This is a genomic window from Streptomyces albus subsp. albus (assembly GCF_000719865.1).
Classification (GTDB): domain Bacteria; phylum Actinomycetota; class Actinomycetes; order Streptomycetales; family Streptomycetaceae; genus Streptomyces; species Streptomyces albus_E.
Genome location: NZ_JOID01000011.1, coordinates 95,341 through 120,604, shown reverse-complemented (window position 1 = coordinate 120,604; position 25,264 = coordinate 95,341). Strand labels below are relative to the sequence as shown.

At 72.2% G+C, this 25,264-nt stretch carries 18 protein-coding genes; 4 read left to right on the top strand and 14 right to left on the bottom strand.

The window, feature by feature from the left end; translation table 11 throughout:
* Positions 1-104: 104 nt before the first annotated feature.
* Positions 105-2,201: a DNA helicase RecQ gene (gene recQ / locus IF83_RS0113225; protein WP_051722736.1), complete on the bottom strand. Its 2,097-nt coding sequence runs from the start codon at positions 2,199-2,201 to the stop codon at positions 105-107.
* Between the two features lie 206 nt (positions 2,202-2,407).
* Between recQ and IF83_RS0113220 the strand changes: the two genes are divergently transcribed.
* The 3 genes from IF83_RS0113220 (at position 2,408) to IF83_RS0113210 (ending at position 4,270) form a co-directional block, all read left to right on the top strand.
* Positions 2,408-2,953, top strand: coding sequence for a VOC family protein (locus IF83_RS0113220; RefSeq protein ID WP_030544340.1), 546 nt, complete (start codon positions 2,408-2,410; stop codon positions 2,951-2,953).
* Positions 2,937-3,749, top strand: coding sequence for a MerR family transcriptional regulator (locus IF83_RS0113215; protein ID WP_030544339.1), 813 nt, complete (start codon positions 2,937-2,939; stop codon positions 3,747-3,749). Before IF83_RS0113220 ends, IF83_RS0113215 begins: the two co-directional genes overlap by 17 nt.
* A 71-nt stretch (positions 3,750-3,820) precedes the next feature.
* Positions 3,821-4,270: a PIN domain-containing protein gene (locus IF83_RS0113210; protein WP_051722735.1), complete on the top strand. Its 450-nt coding sequence runs from the start codon at positions 3,821-3,823 to the stop codon at positions 4,268-4,270.
* A gap of 80 nt (positions 4,271-4,350) precedes the next feature.
* On the opposite strand, the gene IF83_RS0113205 is transcribed toward IF83_RS0113210, so the two are convergent.
* Entirely contained in the window at positions 4,351-5,358 is a 1,008-nt protein-coding gene (locus tag IF83_RS0113205) for an NAD(P)/FAD-dependent oxidoreductase (protein WP_030544337.1), read from the bottom strand.
* A 148-nt stretch (positions 5,359-5,506) separates the two neighbouring features.
* Here IF83_RS0113205 and IF83_RS0113200 point away from each other — a divergent pair, with 148 nt between their 5' ends.
* On the top strand, positions 5,507-6,100 hold the full coding sequence (locus IF83_RS0113200; RefSeq protein WP_030544336.1) for a helix-turn-helix domain-containing protein: 594 nt from the start codon (positions 5,507-5,509) through the stop codon (positions 6,098-6,100).
* Positions 6,101-6,193: 93 nt separating this feature from the next.
* Here the strand turns inward: IF83_RS0113200 and IF83_RS0113195 are convergent, their stop codons facing one another.
* The 12 genes from IF83_RS0113195 to acnA all read right to left on the bottom strand — a co-directional run bounded on the left by IF83_RS0113195 (position 6,194) and on the right by acnA (position 25,112).
* Positions 6,194-7,756: a glycosyltransferase family 39 protein gene (locus tag IF83_RS0113195; protein WP_030544335.1), complete on the bottom strand. Its 1,563-nt coding sequence runs from the start codon at positions 7,754-7,756 to the stop codon at positions 6,194-6,196.
* 122 nt (positions 7,757-7,878) lie between these two features.
* Positions 7,879-9,402: an amino acid permease gene (locus tag IF83_RS0113190; protein WP_037679861.1), complete on the bottom strand. Its 1,524-nt coding sequence runs from the start codon at positions 9,400-9,402 to the stop codon at positions 7,879-7,881.
* A gap of 228 nt (positions 9,403-9,630) precedes the next feature.
* Complete coding sequence (gene dxs / locus IF83_RS0113185) at positions 9,631-11,583, bottom strand: 1-deoxy-D-xylulose-5-phosphate synthase (RefSeq protein ID WP_030544333.1); 1,953 nt, start codon at positions 11,581-11,583, stop codon at positions 9,631-9,633.
* 213 nt (positions 11,584-11,796) lie between these two features.
* A complete protein-coding gene (locus IF83_RS0113180; protein ID WP_030544332.1) occupies positions 11,797-13,065 on the bottom strand; it encodes a sugar ABC transporter permease in 1,269 nt (422 codons plus the stop codon).
* Positions 13,062-13,850, bottom strand: coding sequence for an ATP-binding cassette domain-containing protein (locus IF83_RS0113175; RefSeq protein WP_078843440.1), 789 nt, complete (start codon positions 13,848-13,850; stop codon positions 13,062-13,064). The genes IF83_RS0113180 and IF83_RS0113175 overlap by 4 nt, the downstream gene beginning before the upstream one ends.
* A gap of 177 nt (positions 13,851-14,027) precedes the next feature.
* Positions 14,028-15,113, bottom strand: coding sequence for a sugar ABC transporter substrate-binding protein (locus IF83_RS0113170; protein ID WP_030544330.1), 1,086 nt, complete (start codon positions 15,111-15,113; stop codon positions 14,028-14,030).
* 118 nt (positions 15,114-15,231) lie between these two features.
* Positions 15,232-16,434 carry an ROK family transcriptional regulator gene (locus IF83_RS0113165; RefSeq protein WP_030544329.1) on the bottom strand — a complete coding sequence of 401 codons (1,203 nt, stop codon included), beginning with the start codon at positions 16,432-16,434 and terminating at the stop codon, positions 15,232-15,234.
* A 400-nt stretch (positions 16,435-16,834) separates the two neighbouring features.
* Positions 16,835-17,782 carry a carbohydrate ABC transporter permease gene (locus IF83_RS0113160; protein ID WP_030544328.1) on the bottom strand — a complete coding sequence of 316 codons (948 nt, stop codon included), beginning with the start codon at positions 17,780-17,782 and terminating at the stop codon, positions 16,835-16,837.
* A 5-nt stretch (positions 17,783-17,787) separates the two neighbouring features.
* A complete protein-coding gene (locus tag IF83_RS0113155; RefSeq protein ID WP_030544327.1) occupies positions 17,788-18,720 on the bottom strand; it encodes a carbohydrate ABC transporter permease in 933 nt (310 codons plus the stop codon).
* Positions 18,721-18,768: 48 nt separating this feature from the next.
* Positions 18,769-20,202 (bottom strand): N-acetylglucosamine/diacetylchitobiose ABC transporter substrate-binding protein, encoded by a 1,434-nt coding sequence (gene ngcE, locus IF83_RS0113150; RefSeq protein WP_030544326.1) that lies wholly within the window; start codon positions 20,200-20,202, stop codon positions 18,769-18,771.
* A 706-nt stretch (positions 20,203-20,908) separates the two neighbouring features.
* Positions 20,909-22,132 carry a cytochrome P450 gene (locus IF83_RS0113145; RefSeq protein WP_030544325.1) on the bottom strand — a complete coding sequence of 408 codons (1,224 nt, stop codon included), beginning with the start codon at positions 22,130-22,132 and terminating at the stop codon, positions 20,909-20,911.
* Between the two features lie 256 nt (positions 22,133-22,388).
* Positions 22,389-25,112, bottom strand: a complete 2,724-nt coding sequence (acnA, locus tag IF83_RS0113140) for an aconitate hydratase AcnA (protein ID WP_030544324.1) — start codon at positions 25,110-25,112, stop codon at positions 22,389-22,391.
* Positions 25,113-25,264 lie beyond the last annotated feature (152 nt).

Genomic DNA, 25,264 nt, shown 5'->3' with positions numbered 1-25,264 from the left:
CGGCCGCCCGGGCCCGCCCCCATCCGAGCGTCCGCCCCCATCCGAGCGTCCGCCCCCGCCCGAGCGTCCGCCCCCGCGCACCCGGCAGCTCCCGGCCCGGCCGGTCAGTAGTCGTATTCCTCCGGGGGCTCCTCGTCCCAGAAGCCGGGCGGGTCGTCCTCCCCGGCCGGGGACTGCGGGGTCTCCCCGGTGGACGCCGCGGAGCCGGCGGAAGCGGGAGCCGGAGCGGGTGGTGCCGATGCCGGTACCGCCGCAGGTGCCGCTGCCCCCGCCCCCGGTGCGGCGGCCGCGGCCGCCTCCGGAGCCGCTTCCGGGCCGTCGGCGAGCAGGTCCAGGATCTGCTGCCCGTACTTGGCCAGCTTGTTCTCGCCGACGCCGCTCACCGTGCCCAGCTCGGCCAGGCTTCCCGGAGCCGCCGTCGCGATGCCGCGCAGCGTCGCGTCGTGGAAGATCACATACGCGGGCACCCCCTGTTCCTTGGCCGTGGCGGCCCGCCAGGCGCGCAGCCGCTCGAAGACCGGCACGGCCTCCTCCGGCAGATCCGCGGGCGCGGCGGCGGCCCGCCGCCCGGAGGACGGGCTCTTCGCCGCCCTGGCGGCGGCCGGGCGCTCCGGCTCCCGCCGCAGCCGGACCTCGCGGCGCCCGCCCAGCACCTCCCCGCTGCTGCCGGTCAGGACGAGCGTGCCGTAGTCGCCCTCGACGGCGAGCAGGCCCTGCGCCAGCAACTGGCGCACCACGCCCCGCCACTCGGCCTCGCTCAGCTCGGTGCCGATGCCGAACACCGACAGGGTGTCGTGGTCGTGCTGGATGACCTTGGCCGTCTTCCGGCCGAGCAGGATGTCCACGATCTGGCCGGCGCCGAACTTCTGCCGCCGCTCCCGCTGCAGCCGGACGACGGTGGAGAGGACCTTCTGGGCCGGGACCGTGCCGTCCACGGACTCGGGCGGGGTGAGGCAGGTGTCGCAGTTGCCGCAGGGGCCGCTCTTCTCGCCGAAGTAGTCCAGCAGGAAGACGCGGCGGCACCCGGCGGTCTCGCAGAGCGACAGCATCGCGTCGACGTGGGCGCGCAGCATCCGGCGGTGCGCCTCGTCCCCCTCCGATGTGTCGATCATCTTGCGCTGCTGGACGACGTCCTGGAGGCCGTAGGCCAGCCAGGCGGTGGACGGCAGGCCGTCCCGGCCGGCGCGGCCCGTCTCCTGGTAGTACCCCTCGACGGACTTGGGCAGGTCGAGGTGGGCGACGAAGCGCACATCGGGCTTGTCGATGCCCATGCCGAAGGCGATGGTGGCGACGACCACCACGCCGTCCTCGCGCAGGAAGCGCGCCTGGTTGGCCGCGCGCACCCCGGCGTCCAGTCCGGCGTGGTAGGGCACGGCCTCGATGCCGTTGCGCACCAGGAACTCGGCGGTCTTCTCCACGGAGGCCCGGGAGAGGCAGTAGACGATGCCCGCGTCACCGGCGTGCTCGGTGCGCAGCAGGTGCAGCAGCTGCTTCTTGGGGTCGTTCTTGGGCGCGATGCGGTACTGGATGTTGGGGCGGTCGAAGCTCGCCACGAAGTGCCGGGCGCTCCGGAGGGCGAGCCGGTCCGCGATCTCGCCGTGGGTGGCCTCGGTGGCCGTGGCGGTGAGCGCGATGCGCGGGACGTCCGGCCAGCGCTCGTGCAGGGCGGAGAGCGCCAGGTAGTCGGGGCGGAAGTCGTGGCCCCACTGGGCGACGCAGTGCGCCTCGTCGATGGCGAAGAGGGAGACGGTGCCGCGGTCGAGCAGGCTCATGGTGGCCTCGCCGCGCAGCCGCTCCGGGGCCAGATAGAGCAGGTCGAGCTCGCCCGCGAGGAACTCGGCCTCCACCAGGCGCCGTTCGTCCAGATCCTGCGTGGAGTTGAGGAAGCCGGCCCGCACGCCGAGGGCCCGGAGGGCGTCCACCTGGTCCTGCATCAGGGCGATCAGCGGCGAGACGACGACCCCGGTGCCCGGCCGCACCAGCGCGGGGATCTGGTAGCAGAGCGACTTCCCACCGCCGGTCGGCATCAGCACGAGGGCGTCGCCGCCCGCGACCACATGGTCGATGATCTCCTGCTGCGGCCCCCGGAAGGAGTCGTAGCCGAAGACCTTGCGCAGGACGCGCAGCGCCTCGCTGCCGTCGTCGCCGCTGTCGGGACGGGTGGTGTCGCCGGTGCCGGTGGTGTCGTCGAGGGCGGTCATCCGGGCAGTCTACGAGCCCGGCCGGGCCCGCCGCGGAGCCTGTGGAGAACCTGGACAACCAGGCCCCCGGCGGTACGGAACGAACCGGCGGGCCTCGCACACGGCGTGAAACGGCCGGCCCGCTCCGGTGCCCCGGCCGGCGCGGCGGGGCACCAACCGGCCCTCGGCTTGACCCTCACGTCGCGTGAGGCCGGAAGGTGGGGTGCATGAGCGACTACTACAACGCGTTCGAGACGAGTCCCGTGCCCGCTCCCGGCCCGGACGCGGTTCCGCCGGAGCCGTTCCGCGGCATCTACGGAATGCCCGCGTTCGCGACGATCCCCACGACGGATCTGGAGGCGTCGGTGGACTTCTGGACGCGCGGGCTCGGGTTCTTCGAACTGTTCGGCATCCCCGGCAGGCTGGTGCATCTGCGCCGGTGGGCGTTCCAGGACGTCCTTCTCGTCAAGGCGCCGGGCGTCCCGGAGCGGGCACCGGCGATGAGCGTGAGTTTCGCGTGCGTGCTCGGCCAGATCGACGCCCTCGTCGAGTCCTGCCGGGCGCTCCGCCCGGACTCGGTGGACGGGCCGCGGGACACCCCCTGGAACACCCGCGATGTGGAGGTGATCACCCCGGAGAACGCCCGGATCGTCCTCACCGCCGCGAAGCCCTACGATCCGGACAGTCAGGAGGCGCGGAACCTTGAAGCCATCGGAATCACCCCACCGGGCGCCGGCCGAGGCGGTCATGGGGAGCATGCCCCACGCGCGTGACGCCACTGACACCGATGGCCTGACCGTCGGCCAGGCCTCGGCGCGTCTGGGCGTCACAGTCCGCGCGCTGCACCACTGGGACGAGATCGGCCTGGCGCGGCCGTCGCTGCGCACGGCCGCCGGCTACCGGCTCTACACCGCCGGCGACCTGGAACGTCTGCAGCGCGTCGTCGTCTACCGGGAGCTCGGCCTCGGCCTGGACCGGATCCGGGCCGTCCTGGACGACGCGGCCGCGGACGTGCCCGGTGCGCTGCGCGCGCAGCGCTCCCAGGTCGCCGAACGGATCGACCGCCTCCAGCGGCTCGGCGCCGGACTGGACCGGTTGATCGAGGCCCACGAGCGCGGCCTGCTGCTGACCGCCGGGCAGCAGGCCGCGATCTTCGGCCCGCAGTGGGACCCGGACTGGCCCGCCCGGGCCGGGCAGCGCTACGGGGACACGGCGCAGTGGCAGCAGTACGCCGAACGCTCGGCCGCTCGCGGGCCGGAGGAATGGCAGGCCGTGGCCGACGCCAACGCCGCCCTCGACCGCGCCCTCGGGGAGGCGATGGACGCCGGCGTCACACCCGGCAGCCCGGAGGCGAACCGGCTCGTCGAGCGGCACCGCGCGGTCTTCGCCTCGTACTTCCCCCTCACCCGGCAGATGCAGGTCTGTCTCGGACGCATGTATGAGTCCGATCCGGGGTTCGCCGCCCACTACGACGGCGTCCGCCCCGGCCTCGCCCCGTGGTTCCGTCGCATCATCGACGCCAATGCCCGCGCCCACGGGATCGACCCCGGCACCGCGACCTGGCAGTAGAGCGCGGGGCCGCGAACCGGCCGCCGGGAGCCGGGCCGCCCGCGCGGACGGGCACGCGCGACACTGGGGGCATGACTCCCGCACTGGTCGTCGTGGACGCCGCCAACGTCGTCGGATCCGTACCGGACGGCTGGTGGCGCGACCGCCGGGCCGCCGCCGAACGGCTGCGCGACGCGCTGGCTGGGTACGGGGAGGACGGTCTGCCGGAGGCGGCGGGCCTGCCGCCCTGGACGGCCGAGCCGCCGCTGGAGGTGGTGCTCGTCGTGGAGGGCGCGGCCCGGGGGCTGCCGTCGGTGCCGGGGGTGCGGGTCGAGTCGGCCCCCGGCAGCGGGGACGACCGGATCGTGGACCTGGTGGCCGAGGAGGCCCCGGTCGCCTCCGGACGGCCCTGCCTGGTGGTGACGGCGGACCGGGAACTGCGCCGCCGGGTCACCGCCCTGGGCGCGGTCTGCGCGGGCCCGCGTACGGTCCGCCCGGTCGCGGGAGGCGGGGCCGGGCGGGGCGGCGACGCGGGGCCGTAGCGGTCGGCGGGGACACGGGACGCCGGGGGCGGACGGCCGGAAGAGTCCGGCGGGCGGCGGGACCGCAGGCCGGGCGGGCCTCAGACGCAGGTGCTGCCGCGCCGTGTCGCGGCGAGGGCCGCCTCGGTGTCGGCGGCGGCCAGATCGGCGTTCATGTGCGCCCCGGCCAGGGCGCCGGCCGCGGCGGAGGCGCCGACCTGCGCCATCGGGTCGGTGGCGTTGCCGGCCGCCCACACCCCCGGCACCTCCGTCGCACCGGCGGTGCCGGCGGCGATGTGCCGGCCCATGCCGCCGGGCAGCTCCCGGACCGGCAGCCCCAGGCCGTCCAGGCCCTCGGTGCGCGCCCGCAGGGTGGTGGCGACCGCGAGGACCCGCCGGGGCAGGAGCTGTCCGTCGCTCAGGCGTACGCCCGCGATGCCACCGTCCTCGCCGGTCACGGCCTCGGTCACCGGGGTGTCGACGACGCGGACGCCCCGGGCGGCGAAGCGCTCGCGGGTGCCTTCGTCCAGCTCGGTACCGCGGGTGAAGTAGACCAGGTCCGCGGTCAGTTGCCGGAACAGCAGCGCGTGGTGGACGGAGGCCGGGCCGGCCGCGAGGATCCCGATGGGCTCGTCGCGCACCTCCCAGCCGTGGCAGTACGGGCAGTGCACCACGCCGTGCCCCCAGTGCCGGTCGAGACCGGGGATGCCGGGCAGCTCGTCCCGCAGCCCGGTGGCGACCAGCAGCCGGCGCGCCCGCAGGGTGCCGCCGCCGGCCAGGGTGACGGCGAAGCGCGGGTCGCCCCCGGCGGACGGGGCGGCGGGGCGCGCGGCGGTCACGTCTCCGGCCACGACCAGGCCGCCGTAGCGGCGGACCTCCGCGCGGCCTCTCCGCAGCAGCTCGGCGGGCGGCGTGCCGTCCAGGCCGAGCAGGCCGTGCACGCCCTCGGCCGGCGCGTTGCGCGGGGTGCCGCCGTCGATCACGACGACCGAGCGGCGGGAGCGGGCGAGCATCAGCGCCCCGTTCAGGCCCGCGGCGCCGCCGCCGATCACCACGGCGTCGACGGTGCCGTCCGGCAGCTTGCCGGTCTCGTCCGCGGCAGTGGTCACGGGTGCGGTGGTCCCAGGTGCGGTGGTCACGGGTGCAGTGGTCACGGGCACGGCGTCGCCCCTCTCCTTCGCGCGGGCCCGCTCGGCGAGCGGGCCTTCCACGGACGACGGTAGGCACTCTTTGCGTCGTGGGCATAAGATGCTGCTCATGGCGCAAGAAGATGGCGAACTGGACAGCCTGGTACGCAAGAGGATCCGCGCCCTCCGGGTAGCGCAGGGCTGGTCCCTGGAGGATCTGGCCACGCGCGCCCGGCTCAGCCAGTCCACCCTGTCCCGCATCGAGAACGGGCAGCGCCGTCTCGCCCTGGACCAGCTCGTCACCCTCGCCCGGGCCCTGGACACCTCCCTGGACCAGCTCGTCGCGACCGCCACCGACGACGTCGTGACCAACCCGGTGACCGACAGCGCCCGCGGCCTGAAGCGCTGGTCCGTCAAGGCGGACCCCGGGATGACGGTCGTGCGCCAGCGCATGACGGATCCGCCGCCGGACACCCCCTCCCGCATGCGCGCGCACCCCGGCCGCGAATGGCTGGTCGTCCTCTCCGGCACCGCGGTCCTGCTGCTGGGCAACCGGCGCTTCCGCGTCGAGACCGACCAGGCCGCCGAGTTCCCCACGATGCTCCCGCACGCCATCGGCGCCGAGGGCGGGCCGTGCGAGATCCTCGGCATCTTCGACCGGGACGCCCGCCGCGGCCACCAGCGCGGCGAGGACACGGGCGAAGGCGCCCGGGCCGCCACCTGACGCACCGGGCCGCGGCCCGCGAGCGGCACCGCACGGCGCCGGCCGGCGCTCCCGCCCCGCCGCCCGCGCCGGCCACGGCCGAGGCTCGCGCGCTCAGCCGTCCCCCCGGCCCGCGGCGTCCCCGCGCAGCGCGTACAGCACCGCGCCGTCCACGCGCTCCACGGGCTCGTAGCGCTCGGTCAGCAGCTCGCGGAGTTCCGGGACGCGGGCGGGGCCGTACGGCTTGCCCCGGGAGTCGTCCACGATCAACTCCGGAGGTGCGGCGGCCAGTTCGCGCCGGAAGACCGGCCAGCTGCCCGGCACGGCATAACGCGGGCCGACCTGGCGGCCGTCCTCCCGGCCGCCGCTGTAGTTGGTGAGCAGCCCGGCCGTCAGATAGCGGGTGGCGGGCGGCCGGCCGGCGAACCAGTACTGCTCGGGGTGCATCCCCCAGAACAGCACCCGGTCGGGCGGGTCCGTGCGCCGCTCCACCCGCTCGGCCAGCCGCCGGGCGTGGTCGAGCTCCCCGCTGGGCGCGAGCACCCCCCAGCCCGCGAACGCCAGGCAGGACGCGGCCGAGACGAGGACGGCGCCGCGCGTCCACGGCCGGGGCAGCCGCCGCAGGGCCGCCGTGCCGAGCAGCACCAGGGGCGGGATGAGCTGGAGGTAGTAGTGGCCGAAGAAGTGGAACCCGGTGGCGACGGCGAGCGCCGAGGAAGCGGTCCACACCCACAGGTCGCCGGTGAGGGCGCCGGTACGGGCCGCGCGGCGGCGCAGCACGGCCGCCAGCGGGACCAGCAGCCCGGCGCAGGCCGCGGCGAGCAGGCCCGCGTTGCCCGCCGCGCGGCCCAGGACGTGCAGCACGGAGCCGTCCGGGGAGGCGTAGCCGGCGGAGCCCGTCACCGTCCAGAAGAGGAATCCCCGGGGGTCGGTGAGCAGCGCCGCCGCGGCGACCGGCGCCGCGCCGGCGACCGCCACCCGCAGCAGCGCCCGCCACCGCGTCCCGGGGACTCCGTGCCGCCAGAGCAGCCACAGGACCGGCAGCAGCACGGCCGCACCGGTCTGCTTGGTGAGGGCCGCCACCGCCACCATCAGCCCCGCCGTCCCCCACCGGGCGCGGTCGGCGGACCAGACGGCGGCGGCGGTCGCGGGGAGCATGAAGACCCCGAAGGACGCCGCCTGGGTGTCCTCGGGGTTGAGGCCGATGGAGACCAGGGCGTACAGCACGCCGGCGGTGCGCCCGGCGGCGTCGCCCCAGCGGCGGCGCGCGACGGAGGCGAGCAGCACCGCCGTGAGCAGCTGGGCGAGGACGGCAAGGACGCGCAGCGGCCACAGCGAGTCGTCGCCGAAGAGGGCGAACGCTCCCTGGTAGAGCCACGGCACCAGCGGCGGCTTGCGATCGACGACCGTCTCGTAGAGCGATCCGCCCGCGGCGAGCATCCGCGCCTGGACGGCGAGATAACCCTCGTCCGGGTTCCACAGCGGGCGGAGGAAGGACGGCAGCCGCGCGAGCAGGACGAGGACGGCGAGCAGCGGCAGCAGCCGGGTCCAGTACCGCCGCGAACCGGTGGACGGGAGCGGGGCACCCGGCCCGTCCCGCCGCCGGGGCGCGGGCAGCGGGACGTCCCGCCGGGGCGGGGCGTCGGCGGGTACGGAGCGGGAGGGCTCGGCGGGCATGGTCCCCAACGTAAGGGCCCGCGCCCGGCCGCGGGCGGGGAGCCCCGTATTACGGGGTTCGCCGCCCGTACCGGAGCCGTGGCCGGGCCTTCACGCCCGCGTCCCCGGCCCCCTGCCCGGCCTCAGCCGCCGGGCCGGCCCGCGCCGCCGTGCAGGCGGCTGCGGCGGCGGCCGTAGAGGAAGTACAGCAGGACGCCCGCGGCCATCCAGACGACGAACCGCAGCCAGGTCTCCCCGGAGAGGTTGAGCATCAGCCAGCCCGAGGCGAGCACCGAGACGATCGGCAGCAGCGGCACCAGCGGGGTGCGGAAGGAGCGCGGCAGGTCGGGGCGGGTGCGGCGGAGGATGATCACGCCGAGGGCGGTGACGACGAAGGCGAAGAGGGTGCCGATGTTCACCAGTTCGGCGAGCTCCGAGATGCTGGTGAAACCGGCGATGACGGCCGCGGTCACACCGAGCAGGATCGTCGAGCGGTAGGGCGTGCGGAAGCGCGGGTGGACCTGGGAGAACGTCTTCGGCAGCAGCCCGTCCCGGCTCATCGCGAAGAAGACCCGGGTCTGGCCCAGCAGCATGATCATGCAGACCGTGGTGAGGCCGACGGCCGCGCCGAAGCTGATCAGCCCCGCCCAGAAGGGGTGCCCGGTCGCCTTGAAGGCGTCGGCGAGGGGGGCGTCCACGGACAGCTCGGTGTACTTCTGCATGCCGGTCACCACGATGGAGACGGCGATGTAGAGGACGGTGGTGACGGCGAGCGTGCCGAGGATGCCCCGGGGCAGGTCGCGCTGCGGATGGCGGGTCTCCTCGGCGGCGGTGGCGACGATGTCGAAGCCGATGTACGCGAAGAAGACGATGGCCGCGCCGGTGAAGATCCCCATCAGGCCGAAGGTGGACGGGGTGTAGCCGAAGAGCGTCTGCACCAGCGGCGCCCCGATGTCGGCGCCGCCGCCGGAGCCGGTGTCCCGCGCGGGCGGCACGAAGGGGTCGTAGTTGTCCGCCCGGATGAAGAACGCTCCGGCGACGATCACGATGAGCACCACGGCGACCTTGACCGCCACGATGACGGAGGTGACGCGGGCGGACAGCTTCATCCCGGCGACGAGGACGGCCGTCAGCGCCAGCACCAGCAGGAAGGCCAGCAGGTCGAAGGCGAACCCGCCCTGCTCACTGGTGCCGGCGAGGGCCTCCGGGAGCTGCCAGCCGCCGTTGTCCAGCAGGGAGCGGATGTAGCCGGACCAGCCGACGGCCACCACCGCGCAGCCCAGGGCGAGTTCGAGCATCAGGTCCCAGCCGATGATCCAGGCGGGCAGCTCGCCCAGCGAGGCGTAGGCGAAGGTGTACGCGGAACCGGCCACCGGCACGGTGGAGGCGAACTCCGCGTAGCAGATGGCCGCCAGGGCGCAGACGAGGCCGGAGACGGCGAAGGAGACGGCCACCGCCGGGCCCGCGGTCTCCTTGGCCACCGCGCCGGTGAGCACGAAGATGCCGGTGCCGATGACGACGCCCACGCCGAAGACCATGAGGTCGAAGGCGGAGAGCGACTTGCTGAGCCGGTGGTCCGGCTCCTCCGTGTCGCGGATGGACTGTTCCACCGTCTTGGTCCGGAGGACGCCGCCCGGCCCGCGGTTCCCCGTGTTTCCCTGGCTCACCGTCTACCTCCACGCGCTCGCTCGTCGGCGACATGGAACACGTGCCCCCGTCCGGGCAGGGCACTACACCGCCGGGCGCAAGGGAATTCATCCCATCGGACGAGCGCGGGGGTGCGCGGCGGGGAGCGGACGCGGGTGCCGGAGACGGGCGCGGGCCGGCCGGCGCACTCGGACAGCTGCGCCGGCCGGCCCGGGGACCGTACGGGGGCGAGGGCGGGACGGGGCCGGTCAGTCGCCGGCGACCTCGGCCGGCTCGGTCTCGTAGCGGCCGTCGAGCTTCGCCACCAGACCGGTGACCTGGCGGGCGATGTCGGGCGCCGTCAGGCCGATCTCGGCCATGACCTCCTTGCGGGAGGCGTGGTCGAGGAAGCGCTGCGGGATGCCGAAGTCGCGCAGCGGCACATCCACGTTCGCGTCGCGGAGCGCCTGGGCGATCGCCGAGCCCACGCCGCCGGCGCGGCCGTTGTCCTCGACGGTGACGACGACCCGGTGCCGGTCGGCGAGCGCGGGGAGCTGCTCGTCCACGGGCTTGACCCAGCGGGGGTCGACGACGGTCGCGGAGATGCCCTGCTTGTCCAGGAGACCGGCGATCTCCAGGCACATCGGGGCGAGCGCGCCGACGGAGACCAGCAGGACGTCCGCCTGCGAGCCGTCCCGCGTCTGCGTGCCCTCGGCGGGCTCGCGGAGCACGTCCATGCCGCCGATGCGGCGGACGGCCGCGACCGCCGGGCCGACCGCGCCCTTGGAGTAGCGCACGACGGTGGGGGCGTCCTCGACGGCGACGGCCTCGCGGAGCTGGGCGCGGAGCTGGTCGGCGTCGCGCGGGGCGGCGATCCGCAGGCCGGGCACGACCTGGAGGATCGACATGTCCCACATGCCGTTGTGCGAGGCGCCGTCGGTGCCGGTGACGCCGGCCCGGTCGAGGACGAAGGTGACGCCGCACTTGTGCAGGGCCACGTCCATCAGCACCTGGTCGAAGGCCCGGTTGAGGAAGGTGGCGTAGACGGCGAAGACGGGGTGCAGCCCGCCGGTGGCCAGGCCGGCCGCCGAGACGGCGCCGTGCTGCTCGGCGATGCCCACGTCGTACACCCGGTCGGGGAAGGCCCGGGCGAACTTCTCCAGGCCGACCGGCTGGAGCATGGCCGCGGTGATCGCGACGATGTCCTTGCGCTCCCGGCCGAGCTTCACCATCTCCTCGCCGAAGACGGAGGTCCAGTCGGCGCCGGCGGCGGAGACGGGCAGGCCCGTGTCGGGGTGGATGACGGGGACGGCGTGGAAGCGGTCGGCCTCGTCCTCCAGGGCGGGCGAGTAGCCGCGGCCCTTCTCGGTGAGGCAGTGGACGATGACGGGGCCGCCGAACTTCTTGGCCCGCACCAGGGCCGACTCCAGGGCCTCGATGTCGTGGCCGTCGATGGGGCCGACGTACTTGAGGCCGAGGTCCTCGAACATGCCCTGCGGGGCGATGAAGTCCTTGAGGCCCTTCTTGGCGCCGTGCAGCGTCTCGTACAGCGGGCGGCCGACGACCGGGGTGCGCTCCAGGAGGTCCTTGCCGCGGGCGAGGAAGCGCTCGTAGCCGTCGGTGACGCGGAGGGTGGCGAGGTGGTCGGCGAGGCCGCCGATGGTGGGGGCGTAGGAGCGCTCGTTGTCGTTGACGACGATGACCAGGGGGCGGTCCTTGGCGGCGGCGATGTTGTTCAGGGCCTCCCAGGCCATACCGCCGGTCAGGGCGCCGTCGCCGATGACCGCGACCACGTGGTCCTCGCGGCCCAGCACCTGGTTGGCCTTGGCCAGGCCGTCGGCCCAGCCCAGCACGGTCGAGGCGTGGCTGTTCTCGATGACGTCGTGCTCGGACTCCGCCCGGGAGGGGTAGCCGGACAGGCCGCCCTTGGCGCGGAGCTTCGTAAAGTCCTGACGCCCCGTCAGAAGTTTGTGCACATAGCTCTGGTGTCCGGTGTCGAAGAGCACCTTGTCGCGCGGGGACTCGAAGGCGCGGTGCAGCGCGATGGTCAGCTCGACGACGCCCAGGTTCGGTCCGAGGTGACCGCCCGTCCTGGAGACGGCCTCGACGAGGAAGGTCCGGATCTCCCCGGCCAGCCGGGCGAGCTGTTCCTGGTCGAGCCGGTCCAGATCGCGCGGTCCGGTGATGCGGGACAGCAGCTCCCGCTCTTCGCGCGGCACCATTGCCACTGTGTCTCCTCTTGGCCGTCTTGCTTCGAGCACGTTGCCGGTCCGCTGAGTCTAATGTTCCCTTTCCGGACGTGCGGACCCGGCCGTGCGCGGGAGCCCCCTTCCGCGGGCCCCGGGGGCGGCCCGCCGGCCCGTCCGGCCCCGGACGCGCGGAGGCCCGGCACCGGCCTCACGGCCGGTACCGGGCGTGTCCGCACGGGCAGCCGGTCAGGTGCGGCCCGCCGACTTCTGGGTGCGGCGCGAGACCGAGTCGATCACGACAGCGGCGAGCAGCACCGCACCGGTGATCATGTACTGGATCTCACTCGCCATGCCGAGCAGGTTGAGCCCCTGCTGGATGGACTGGATGACCAGCATGCCCAGCAGCGCGGACCAGATCTTGCCGCGTCCGCCGAAGAGGCTGGTGCCGCCGATGACGGCGGCCGCGATCACGCTCATCAGCACGTTGCCGGCGCCGAGGCTCTTGGTGGCGCCGCCGGACTGGCTGGCGATGAAGAGACCGCCGAAGGCCGCCAGCAGACCGGCGATCATGAAGACCGTGATCCGGATCTTCTCCACGTTGATACCGGCGCGGCGCGCCGCCTCGGCGTTGCCGCCGACCGCGAAGATCTGCCGGCCGTAGGTGGTGCGCCGGACGACGAAATCCGCGAGCACGAGCACGGCGAGGAAGAGCACCAGCGCCAGCGGCAGGCCGCGGGACTGGTTGAGCTGGTACGCGGCGGTGAACGCCACGGCCGCGAGCAGGGCGGCCCGGAACAGCACCTCGCCGAAGGGGCGGTGCAGCAGCCCCGCGGCGCGCCGGCGGCGGCTGTCGAGCAGCATCGAGAGGAAGTACACGGCGACGGCCGCGCCGGCCAGGCCGTAGGCGGCCGCGATGTCCTCGAAGTAGTAGTTGGTCAGGTTCTCGACGATGCTGCCGGAGGGCGTGTTGATGCTGCCCTCGGAGCCCATCAGCCAGATCTGCAGACCGCTCCAGCCGAGGAAACCGGCCAGGGTGACGACGAAGGCGGGGACACCGACCTTGGCGAAGAAGAAGCCGTGGATGCCGCCGATGAGGGCACCCGCGGCGACGGCGATCAGGACGGCCTGCAGGTCGCCCATGTCGCCCGTGACGCTGAGCACCGCCCAGATGGCGGCGCCGACGCCGGCGACGGAGCCGACGGAGAGGTCGATCTCCCCCAGCAGCAGGACGAAGACGATGCCGACGGCCATGATGCCCTGGCCGGCGATGTAGACGCTGATGTTGCTGAGGCTGCCCGCGGAGAGGAAGCTCTCGTCCAGCGACTGGAAGATGATGCCGATGGCCACCAGGCCGAGGACGACCGGTATGGAGCCGAGCTCGCCGCCGCGTATCTTGCGCTTGAACTCGGTGAGGTAGCCCTTCAGGCCCTGCTCGCGGACGAGCAGCCGGGGGTCGACGGCGCCGGTCGAGGAGGGCGCCGTCCGGGCGGAACCTTTCTGCACGGTGTGGCTCATCGTCCTGCCTCCGTGGTGCGCGCCTGGCGACGGGTCACGGCGTTGTCCGTGGCGCCCGTGATGGCGGCGATGATCTGTTCGTGGGAGGTCGTCCGGACCGGGAAGACCCCGTTGTTGCGGCCGAGCCGCAGCACCGCCACCGTGTCGGCGACGGCCTTCACATCGGCCATGTTGTGGCTGATGAGGATGACGCCGAGGCCGCGCTCCCGCAGCCGCTCCACGAGGTCGAGCACCTGCGCGGTCTGCTCGACGCCGAGGGCCGCGGTGGGCTCGTCCAGGATGACGACCTCGGGGTCGCCGACCAGGGCGCGGGCGATGGCCACGACCTGGCGCTGGCCGCCGGAGAGGGAGGCCACGGGGATGCGCACGCTGGGGATGCGGATGGAGAGGGTGTCCAGCAGCTCCTGGGCCCGCTTCTCCATGGCGACCTCGTTGATGACCCCGCCCCGGCGCAGCTCGCTGCCGAGGAAGAGGTTGGCGACGACGTCGAGGTTGTCGCAGAGCGCCAGGTCCTGGTAGACGGTGGCGATCCCCAGGTCCTGGGAGTCGTGGGGCTTGTCGATGCGGACCTTGCGGCCCTTCCACTCGATGACGCCCTCATCGATGGGGTGCACCCCGGCGATGGTCTTGACCAGGGTGGACTTGCCGGCTCCGTTGTCGCCGACCAGGGCGACGACCTCGCCCGGATGGATCTCCAGTTCGACGTCGGTGAGCGCCTGTACGGCGCCGAACCGCTTGGAGACCCCGCGCAACGCCAGCACGGGCGTAGCGGACACGTGAATCATCTCCTTAGCCGCCTTCACAGGCGGAGGGGGGTGCCGCGCCTTGTGGGCGCGAAGGTGGTGCGAGCAGCGTCGGTTGGTGCCGCCGTTGCCCGGCACCCGCCCCCGGCAGCGGGGTGAAGTGGGGGGCGGGTGCCGGGCAAGTCCGGCGGGCCGGTGGCGCTCAGGCGCCTGCCCGGGTCAGAGGAGTCCGGCGTCCTCGCAGGCCGCCTTGTACTCCGGGGTGCAGATCTCGTCGACGGTGTAGACCTTGTCCGCGATGAGCGTGTCCTTGATGTTGTCCTTGGTCACGATCTTGGCGTCGAAGAGCTGGCTCGGGATGCCCTTCTTGCTCTTGCTGTCGACCTTGTCCGGGGCGAACTCGTCGATGCTGTCGCCGTTGAGCAGGGCGACGGCTATCTCGGCGGTGCGCTCGGCCTCGGGCTTGATGGCCTTGTAGATCGTGAACGTCTGGGTGCCGGCCACGATCCGCTGGAGGCCCGCGCGCTCGGAGTCCTGGCCGCCCACCGGGACGTCCTTGATGCCGCGCGACTTCAGAGCGGTGATGATGCCGCCCGCCATGCCGTCGTTGGCGGAGTAGACCGCGTCGAAGCCGTCCTTGCCGAGCGAGGTGATCGCGGCGGCCATCTTCTTGTTGGCCTCGTCCGGCGACCAGTCCGGGATGTCCTGCTCGTAGACGATCTTCTTGACCTTGCCGTCCAGGACGCTGTGGGCGCCCTTCTTGAACAGCGCGGCGTTGGGGTCGGTCGGCGAGCCGTTGATCATCACCAGCTCGCTGTCCTTGGCCTTGTCGCCCAGGGCCTGGAGCACGCCCTCGCCCTGGAGCTTGCCGACCGCCTCGTTGTCGTAGCTGATGTAGGCGGAGACGTCGCCCTCGGCGAGACGGTCGTAGGCGACGACCTTGACGCCCTTCTTGGTGGCGGCGTCGACCCAGGACTTGGTGGCCGTGGCGTCCACCGCGTCCAGGATGATCACCTTGACGCCCTTGGTGATCAGGGCGTCGAACTGCTTCTTCTGGAGCTCGGTCTCCTGGTTGGCGTTGTTGTAGGAGACCTCGCAGTCCGAGCAGAGCGCCTTGATCTTCTTCGTCATCAGCGGCCGGTCGAAGGTCTCGTACCGGGTCGTCTTGTTCTCCGGCAGGAGGATGCCGATGGTCTTGTTGTCACTCTCCCCCGCGTCGCTGCCGGCCTTGCCGCAGGCCGCCACGGACAGGGCCATCGAGATCGCTGCGGTGCCGATGACGACACGGCGCATCGTGCTGTTCATGTACTGGAACCTCCCTGACGAGGCCGCGTCCCTGCGGCCGAGGTGTGGGGAAGTCAACTCGGCCGGGACGTAACCGTCAAGAAGTAAAGATTTAACGAGATGACAACGGTGCCAACCGTTATCTAGTGAAGGCAGGGGTGGCCGCGGCGACCGATCCGTCCAGAAGTGTCGAATCACCCATTTCATTGAGTACGAGCGCGAGGGCCCCCAGCACCTCGGCCCGGCCGCCCAGCGCCCCCGGGACCACGGACAGCCGCCGGGCCGCGCTGGGGATCGCGTAACGGGCCACGGACTCCCGGATCGGCAGCAGCACGAGCTCCCCGGCCTCCGCCAGATCCCCGCCCAGCACGACCCGGCTGGGGTTGAGGAGATTGCAGAGGTTGGCCACTCCGGTGCCGATGTGCCGCCCGACGTCGGCGACCACCCGGCGGCAGCCCGGATCGCCCTCGCGGGCCAGCTGCACCATCCGCTCGATGGTCAGATCCGGGCCGTGACTGGTGCGCAGCAGGTCCAGGACGTGCCGGGCCGCGGTGAAGGTCTCCAGGCAGCCCCGGTTGCCGCAGCGGCAGACGGGCCCGGACTCGTCGATGGTGATGTGCCCTATCTCCCCGGCCGTGCCGCCCGGGCCGCGGTAGATGTGACCGTTGATCACCAGGCCCGCGCCCACACCGCCGGCGACCTTGATGTACGCCAGGTCCTTCACCCCGCGCCCGGCGCCCCAGACCAGTTCGCCGAGCGCGCCGAGGTTGGCGTCGTTGTCGACGGAGACCGGCACGCCGAGCCGGGCGGCCAGCTCCTCCTTGGGATTGATGCCGGCCCAGCCCGGCAGGATCGCGGTGGACCCCAGGGCGCCGCTGTCCACGTCGATCGGGCCGGGCACGCCGAGCCCCACCCCGATGACCTTGCCCACGCCGAGGCCGGTGGCGTCGATGAGCCGCTTGACCAGGGCCTCGGCCCGGTCGAAGCCCTGCGTCGCGGAGGCGTCCACGTCCAGCGGCTCGGCCTCCTCGGCCAGCACCTGGTGGGCGAGGTTGCCGACCGCCACCCGCAGGTGGGTGTGCCCGAAGTCCACCCCCACCACGATCCCGGCGTCCCCGCTCAGCGAGACGCTGCGCGCCCGCCGGCCGCCTGCCGAGGTGGGCGTGACCTGCACGATCCCGCTGTCCCGGAGCTCCCGGACGATATTGGAGACCGTCGCCGCGGACAGGCCCGTGGTACGGGCGATCTCCGCCTGGGTGAGGGAACCGGCCAGGCGCACCGCGCGCACGACCCGCTCCAGATTGGCCCGGTGCAGCGACGACTGCGATCCCGGAGTCTCCACGATCATCCACTCCCGCCTGGAACGGCGGCTCGACCGCCGCCCGGCCCGGTCCCCACAAGGGCGATCCGGCCGTTCCTCCAACTTGTGAACTCTAAGCTGAGCCCGTGGAGGAGATCTCGTCAAGAGCTGGATCCGTGAGCGAACCGATGCGCCCCCGGCCGTAGCGTGCGCGACCTGCCCGGGCGCCGGTGCGCCCCCCGGCCCGCGGGGTCGCGGTGCCGCGGGGTACGGCGGTAGCGGCCATGCACCGCCCGAACGTGAACCTCGCGTATCGCCGTATACCCAACAACCCGCGCACATCGGAACGGCGGCCGCCTCGCGGCGGGGTGTCCCGCAGCGGGCACATCCCGGCCGACCCCGGACCGGACCGTGGTGCACCCCGGGAGTGTGCCGCCCCCGGTTACTTCAGCGCGCCGGCCGTCAGGCCCGCGACCACCTGCCGCTGGAAGACGATGTACGCCGCGAGCACCGGCAGCATCGCCATCACCAGCCCGGCGAAGAGCCCCGACCAGTCGCCCTTGTAGCCCTGGCTGACCGCGAGCTGCACCAGCCCCTGGGAGAGGACCTTCCGCTCCGGGTCGGTGTTGAGCACGGTCGGGAGCATGTACTGGTTCCACTGGCCGAGGAAGTTGAAGATCCCGACGCTGATGAGCCCGGGCCGGGCCATCGGCAGCATCACCTGGAAGAACGTCCGGGCGTGCGAGGCCCCGTCGATGAGCGCGGCCTCCGCCACCGTCGTCGGCAGGGTCCGGAAGAAGGCCGTGAGGAAGAAGACGGTGAACGGCAGCGAGTAGGCGATGTACGTCAGGATCAGCCCGTGCAGCGTGTTGAGCAGGGCGAGGTTGTTGAGCACGTAGAACAGCGGCACCAGGGCGAGGATGACGGGGAAGCTCATCCCGCCGATGAAGAGGAAGTAGAGGAACCGGTTACCGGGGAAGTCGAACCGGGCCAGCACATAGGCGGCCATGGAGCCCAGCAGCATGGTGCCCGTCAGTGAACCCCCCACCACCAGGATGGTGTTGAGGAAGTAGTCGCTCATGTGGGCCTGGCCCCAGGCGCGGGCCCAGTTCTCGAACTGCGGCGCGGCGGGCAGGCTCCACGGTGCCGTGAAGATCTCCCGGTCGGTCTTGAAGGAGGTCATCACCGCCCACAGCAGGGGCATGACGACCATGAACGCCCACAGCACGAGCATGCCGTGGGAGAAGGCGTTGAGCGTCCTCCCCTCGCCGCCGCCGCGGGAGCCCCGGCGGCCGCCGGGGCCGACTTTCCGTACCGGCGGCTCCTCGGGGACGCCGTGCCGGGGGACGGCGTCGGGGGCCGGCGGGGGCGGGGTGTCGGTGGTCTCCATCGGTATCAGAACTCCAGCCGCTCGCGGCGGCCCAGCCGCATCACGACGGCCGCGAAGGCCAGGGTGACGACGAGCAGGGCGACGCCGATCGTCGTCGCGTAGGCCGCCTGTCCGTCGCGGAACGCCTTCACGTACACGTACAGCGGCAGCACCGTCGTGGAGTAGTCGGGGCCGCCGCCGTTGGCACCCACGGTCATGATCTGGACGACCGCGAACGCCTCCGCGCCGAGCGCCAGGATGCCCATGTAGATCCAGCCGGACTGCACCGTGTCCCAGAGCAGCGGCAGGGTGATCCGGAAGAAGGTGGTGACACGGCCGGCGCCGTCCAGCAGCGCCGCCTCGTAGAAGTCGAGGGGGATGGAGGACATGCCGGCCGAGAAGAGCACCACGAAGAAGCCGACCGTGCACCAGACCAGCACCGCCATCACCGACCACAGGGCGAAGTCGGGATCGCCGAGCCAGTCCGGCTGGACGGAGCCGAGGCCGACCGCCCGCAGCCCGGCGTTGATCGCGCCGTTGTTCGGGTTGTACGCGAACTGGAAGAGCAGGGCGACGATGGCGATGGAGAGGACCTGCGGGAAGAAGTAGACGATCTTGTAGAAGGCGGAGCCGCGCACGCCCGTGACGGCGGCGGCGCCCCGGCGGCGCCGCCCGCCGACGTTGAGCATGAAGGCGAAGAAGAGCGCGAGGGCGATCGTCACCAGCGGCACCAGCAGCACGAGCGCCACGCTGTGCTGGAGCGACTTCCAGAAGATCTCGTCGTCCAGCAGCCGTTCGTAGTTGCGCAGCCCCGTGACCGCGAACTCGGGGCTGAGGCCCGTCCAGTCGGTGAAGGAGTAGTAGACCGCCTGGAGGAAGGGCCAGATGACGAAGAGGGCGTAGAGCGCGAGCGGCGCGGCCAGGAACCCGGCGATGAACCGGTACTTACCGTGGTGCATGGTGACCGACCCCGATCCCCGGCCGCGCCGGACGCTGGTGACGTGTCCTCACTGGTGCCGGTAGTGCTTGACGGAGTCGTCGTTCGCCGCCTCGTCGGTGTAGGCCTGGATCTTCTTGACCGCCTCGGCCGGGGTGATCCGGCCGGCCATCATCTCGCCGAGGCCGCCGCCGACCTTCTCCTTCCACAGGGCGACGTACCAGTCCTTGATCCGCGGGTTGACGATGTTGTCCCCGGCCTTGTCCAGCGCGTCCACGGCCGAGGTGAGACCGGGCGGCAGGGTCAGCCCGTCGGTGCCGCTGTCGTAGGAGGTCAGCGAGGAGACCTGGCGGGTGAAGTTCTTCGAGGACTGCTCCCCGAGCATGGTCCGGAGCAGTTCCATACCGCCGTCGGGGTTCTTGGCCTGGGCGGGGACGATGAACGGCTCGCCGCCGGCCGCCCAGATCGTGCCGGCGGGCATCCTGTCGGAGCCGTCCAGCCCGGAGGGGGCGGCGACGCGGAGTTCGAAGTCCTTCGGGGTGGTGGCCTTGGCCTCGTTCTCGACCCAGGAGCCGTTGGGGATGAACAGCGCCTTCCCCTCCGTCCAGGCGGTCTGCGACTCGATGTGGGTCAGGCCGGGGGTGCCGCGGAGGATGTAGCCCTTCTGCTGGAGCTCGTAGTACGCCTCCAGGGCCGACTTGACGGCGGGCTTGCGCCAGGCGTCGGGTTCCAGGTTGTCGATCGCGTCGAGGACTTCCCGGCCGCCGATCCTCGCCATGAAGGGGAACAGGCTGAAGGTCACGTAGTACGGGTTCTTGCCGGCGTAGGTCCAGCCGGCGATGCCCTTCTTCTTCGCCTTGGCGCAGAGGGCGAGCATGTCGTCCCAGGTCTGGGGGTATTCGGCGTCGAGCTTGTCGAGGGCCGTCTGCGAATACCACACGCCGTGCACGTTGTAGGCGTAGTAGAGGACGTGGACGGGGTCGCCGTCGAACTGCCCCATCTCGGCGACGCCGGGGCGGAGGGTGTCGCGGACCTTCTTGTCCGGGTCGTCGAAGGAGGGGGCGTCCAGCAGCGGGGTGAGGTCGGTGAGCTGCTTCTTGCCCACGAGGACGCCCAGGTCCATCTGCTCGGCGCCGGAGTTGTCGATGAGGTCGGGCGGGGTGCCGCCGTTGAAGCGGGGCTGCAGCACCGACTGGATCTTCTGCGTGGCGGCGTGCTTGACCTCGGCGTCCGGGAACTTCTTCCGGTAGACCGCCTCGGCGTCCTTGGCGTACTGGTCGCCGAAGCCGCCGTCGAAGATGACGACGTCGAGGGGCGCGCTGCTGTTGACCCCGAGGGGGTTGGCGGCGCTCTTCTCGCCCTTCTCGACCTTCTCCCCGCTGGTGGCGCTGGAGGCGCAGGCCGCGAGGGTGCTCATCGCCGGTACGGCGATCAGGCCGAGGGCCGCCGCCCGCTTGATGACGTCGCGGCGGCTGTGGCGGCTGTGGTCGGAGGTGGATCGCATACGGGGTCCTCGCCCTCTCCCGGACTCGGGCGGTGTGTGCCGGTCTCCGGGTGCTCCGCGCGCCTCGGCGAAGGGCACCACCACCGCGGTCATGTGCAGCTGAGTCGTGCTGGGTGTGCGCCGGGATCGGTCGGAGTACCCCGGTGGTGCGCGGCGAAGCCACCCCCCGCCGTGTGCCGTCCCCCGATTCCGCGGGTGCCGTGGGTCCTGGAACGCCGACAGGTATAGTCCACTCCGCACCGGGTGAGCAAGATCGAATACAGCATTCGGCAGGAGTCTTTCCCGAGTTGAGACCTGGGCGGCACACCTCCGCGCCGCTTCCGCGCGGAGGGGCGGGTCCGCCTGCTCCCGGCGGGAGTTGAGCCGGGGCGGCGGTCCGCCGGGGACCATCCAAACCGGGACCGGCCCGCGCGGCGGGTCACGACGGCGCCAGCAGTGCGATTTTCAGTCGATTGGGCGCAGCGGGGGACGGCGCCCCCAGGCGCCGGGGCCCGGACCGCCGGTGGGCGCGGCTTGTTCCGCTGCGGCGCGCTCCGTCTCGGCTGGTCCCTGTCGGCGGGCTCCGTTCCGGCCGGTGCGCGCGCCGGCCGTGCCCCCGCACCGGTTCGCGATACGTCCCGCGCCGCCCGTACCCACCCGCTCGCGGGGCCGCCGCGGCGGCGGGTGGGACGGGCCGGACGGGTGGGACGGCCCGGAACGGGCCGGGTCAGCCGGCGGGGGTGAACTCCAGCGGGAGGGAGAGCGGGCCGCGGGTGAAGACGCCCTGCTCGGCGGGGGTGAAGCCCTCCGGCAGACGGGCGTCGGGCATCGCGTCCAGCAGCATGTCCAGACCGGTCTCCACCTCGGCCTTGGCGAGCAGCGCGCCGACGCAGAAGTGCCGGCCGAGGGCGAAGGCGAGGTGGTCGGCGGCGGCGGTGAAGGCGTTCTGCGCCGTCAGGTCCTCGCGGAAGAGGTTGAAGGTGTCCGGTTCGGCGTAGCGCTCCGTGTCGCGGTTGGCGGCGCCGATGAGGCAGGTGACGGTGGCGCCGGCGGGCACCGTACCGCCGCTGAACTCCACGTCCTCGGCCGGCTGACGCATGATCATGTGGACGGGCGGGGTGTACCGCAGGGTCTCGGCGAAGGCCCGGCCGATCAGGGAGCGGTCGGCGCGGACGGCGGCCATCTGCTCGGGGTGGGCCAGCAGATTGGCGAAGACGCTCGCGATCGCCTTGTCGGTGGTCTCGCCGCCCGCGGTGAGCAGCAGGCTGCAGAACGCCTTGATGTCCTCGTCGGTCATCCTCGTGCCGTCGATCTCGGCGGCGCAGAGGGTGGAGAGCAGGTCGTCGCCGAGGTTCTCCCGGCGCTCCCGGATGATCGGGAGCATGTACGCGGCGAACTCGTCGCGGGTGCGCAGCCCGGCCGCGGTCACCTCCTCGTCCCCGGAGAGGTTGGAGAGGAAGGCGATGATCGAGGTGTACCAGCCGTGGAACCTCGGGTGGTCGGCCTTGTCGAGGCCGAGCATGTCGGCGATGACGTAGACCGGGAAGAGGGTGGCGAACTCGGCGACGAGGTCGGTGCTCCCCCGGTCGCGGAAGCCGTCGATGAGCTCGCGGGCGTTGCGTTCGATGACCGGCAGGAACCGCTCCTGGAGGGTGTTGCCGCGGAAGGCCGGGGCCACCAGGGCGCGGTGGACGGCGTGCTCGCGGCCGCTCATCTGCAGGATGGTGCGGCCGTGCACCGGTTCGAGCTGCCAGTCGTAGTTGTCCGTGGTGAACACGGGCTCCTTGAAGGCGCGCTGGACGTCCTCGTAGCGGGAGACGATGTAGCTCTGCGTGGCCTCGTGGTGGATGAGCGGGAAGTGCTCCCGCATGGCCCGGTACGCGGCGTAAGGGTCGGCGGCGAACTCCGGGGAGAGGATGTCGGGGGCCTGTGGCTGGGCGGTGGGGGTCATGCTGCCTTCCGGGGACACGGGGGTGGCTGGGGGGTGGCCGGTCCGAGTTGATCTTGACGATCGGGATTCAACCAGTTCCCCGCTGTCCGCACCACAGTGAACTCCACCACGGAACAAGGCAGTTGACGAGGCCCCCCGGTGGCCCCCGGAAACGCGGACGGGCCGCGCCCCCGTGTCGCGGGGAGCGCGGCCCGTCGCCGTATCACCGTCGCCCGGCGCCGGTCCGGGGACCGGCCCATGGGTCGAGCGACCGTGCCTACTTGCGGATCAGCGAGCGCAGCACGTACTGCAGGATGCCGCCGTTGCGGTAGTAGTCCGCCTCACCGGGGGTGTCGATGCGGACGACCGCGTCGAACTCCACACCGGTGTCGGTGGTGACCTTGACGGTGCGCGGGGTGGTGCCCTCGTTGAGCTCGGTGACGCCGGAGACGGAGAAGGCCTCCTCGCCGGTCAGGCCGAGGGACTCCGCCGTGGCGCCCTCCGGGAACTGGAGCGGCAGCACGCCCATGCCGATGAGGTTCGAGCGGTGGATGCGCTCGTAGGACTCGGCGATGACGGCCTTGACGCCGAGCAGCGCGGTGCCCTTCGCCGCCCAGTCGCGGGACGAGCCGGAGCCGTACTCCTTGCCGGCCAGCACGACCAGCGGGATGCCCTGCTCGATGTAGTTGCGCGAGGCGTCGTAGATGAAGGAGACCGGCCCGCCATCCTGGGTGAAGTCGCGGGTGTAGCCGCCCTCGGTGCCCGGCGCGATCTGGTTGCGCAGGCGGATGTTGGCGAAGGTGCCGCGGATCATGACCTCGTGGTTGCCGCGGCGGGAGCCGTAGCTGTTGAAGTCGCGGCGCTGGATGCCGTGCTCGGTGAGGTACTGGCCGGCCGGGGTGTCGGCCTTGATGGCGCCGGCCGGGGAGATGTGGTCGGTGGTGACCGAGTCGCCCAGCTTGGCGAGCACGCGGGCGCCGGAGATGTCCTCGACCGGGGCCGGCTCCATGCCCATGCCCTCGAAGTACGGGGGCTTGCGGACGTAGGTGGACTCGCTGTCCCACTCGAACGTGTTGCCGGTCGGGATCGGGAGCGCCTGCCACTGGGCGTCGCCCGCGAAGACGTCGGCGTAGCTGCTGCCGAACATCTCCTGGCCGATCGCGGAGGCCACGACCTCCTCGACCTCCTGCTCGGAGGGCCAGATGTCCTTGAGGAAGACCGGGTGGCCGTCCTGGTCGGTGCCGAGGGCCTCGGTGGTGATGTCCACCTTCATGGAGCCGGCGATGGCGTACGCGACGACCAGCGGCGGGGACGCCAGGTAGTTCATCTTGACGTCGGGGTTGATCCGGCCCTCGAAGTTGCGGTTGCCGGAGAGCACCGAGACGACGGCGAGGTCGTGCTCGTTGACCGCCTGGGAGACCTCCTCCGGCAGCGGGCCGGAGTTGCCGATGCAGGTGGTGCAGCCGTAGCCGACGAGGTTGAAGCCCATCTTGTCGAGGTACGGGGTGAGGCCGGCCCGGTCGTAGTAGTCCATGACGACCTTGGACCCGGGGGCCAGGGTGGTCTTGACCCACGGCTTGCGGGTGAGGCCCTTCTCCACGGCCTTCTTGGCGACGAGCGCCGCGCCGACCATGACGTACGGGTTGGAGGTGTTGGTGCAGGAGGTGATCGCGGCGACGGTGACGGCGCCGTGGTCCAGCTCGTACTCCGTGCCGTCGGGGGCCGTGACCTTGACCTTCTTGCTCGGGGTCGAGCTGGAGACCGCCGGGGCGTCGGAGGCCGGGAAGGACTCCTTGCCGGCCTCGTCCAAGTCGCCGTTGACGGCCACGTAGTTGCGCACGTCCTGGGCGAACTGGTTCTTGGCGTCGGCCAGGATGATGCGGTCCTGCGGGCGCTTCGGGCCGGCGATGGAGGGGACGACCGTGGCGAGGTCGAGCTCCAGCTTCTCGGAGAAGTCCGGCTCGGCGGCCGGGTCGAGCCAGAGGCCCTGCTCCTTGGCGTACGCCTCGACCAGCGCGAGCTGCTGCTCGGAACGGCCCGTGAGCTTGAGGTAGTTGATGGTCTCGCCGTCGATCGGGAACATCGCCGCGGTGGAGCCGAACTCCGGCGACATGTTGCCGATCGTGGCGCGGTTGGCCAGCGGCACCGCGGAGACGCCCTCGCCGTAGAACTCGACGAACTTGCCGACGACGCCGTGCTTGCGCAGCATCTCGGTGATGGTGAGCACCAGGTCGGTGGCGGTGGTGCCGGCCGGCATCTCACCGGTCAGCTTGAAGCCGACGACCCGCGGGATGAGCATCGACACCGGCTGGCCGAGCATCGCGGCCTCGGCCTCGATGCCGCCGACGCCCCAGCCGAGCACGCCGAGGCCGTTGACCATGGTGGTGTGCGAGTCGGTGCCGACGAGGGTGTCGGGGTACGCCTGGCCGTTCCGCACCATGACGGTGCGGGCCAGGTGCTCGATGTTCACCTGGTGGACGATGCCGGTGCCGGGGGGTACGACCTTGAACTCGTCGAACGCCGTCTGGCCCCAGCGCAGGAACTGGTAGCGCTCGCGGTTGCGGCCGTACTCCAGCTCCACGTTCTGCGTGAAGGCCTCCGGGGTGCCGAACTTGTCGGCGATCACGGAGTGGTCGATGACCAGCTCGGCCGGGGCCAGCGGGTTGATCTTGGCGGGGTCGCCGCCGAGCTCCTTCACGGCCTCGCGCATGGTGGCCAGGTCCACGACGCAGGGCACACCGGTGAAGTCCTGCATGATCACGCGGGCCGGCGTGAACTGGATCTCCTGGCTGGGCTGGGCGGCCGCGTCCCAGCCGCCGATCGCGCGGATGTGATCGGCGGTGATGTTCGCGCCGTCCTCCGTGCGGAGCAGGTTCTCCAGCAGCACCTTCAGGCTGTAGGGGAGGCGCGCGGAGCCCTCGACCTTGTCCAGCCGGAAGATCTCGTACGACTCGTCACCCACGCGCAGCGTGCTGCGGGCGTCGAAGCTGTTCGCCGACACGACAGTCTCCTTCATGAATGTGCGTCTGTTACCGCCATGCTGCCGCCCCGACTCACAGTCCCTCCGCTGAGGTAGGGCTTACTCGCGTGTGAGCCCATGTCCCCTGGCGGCTGCGGTGTGCCCGCTCGGCAGATATCTCGATGTCAAGATAA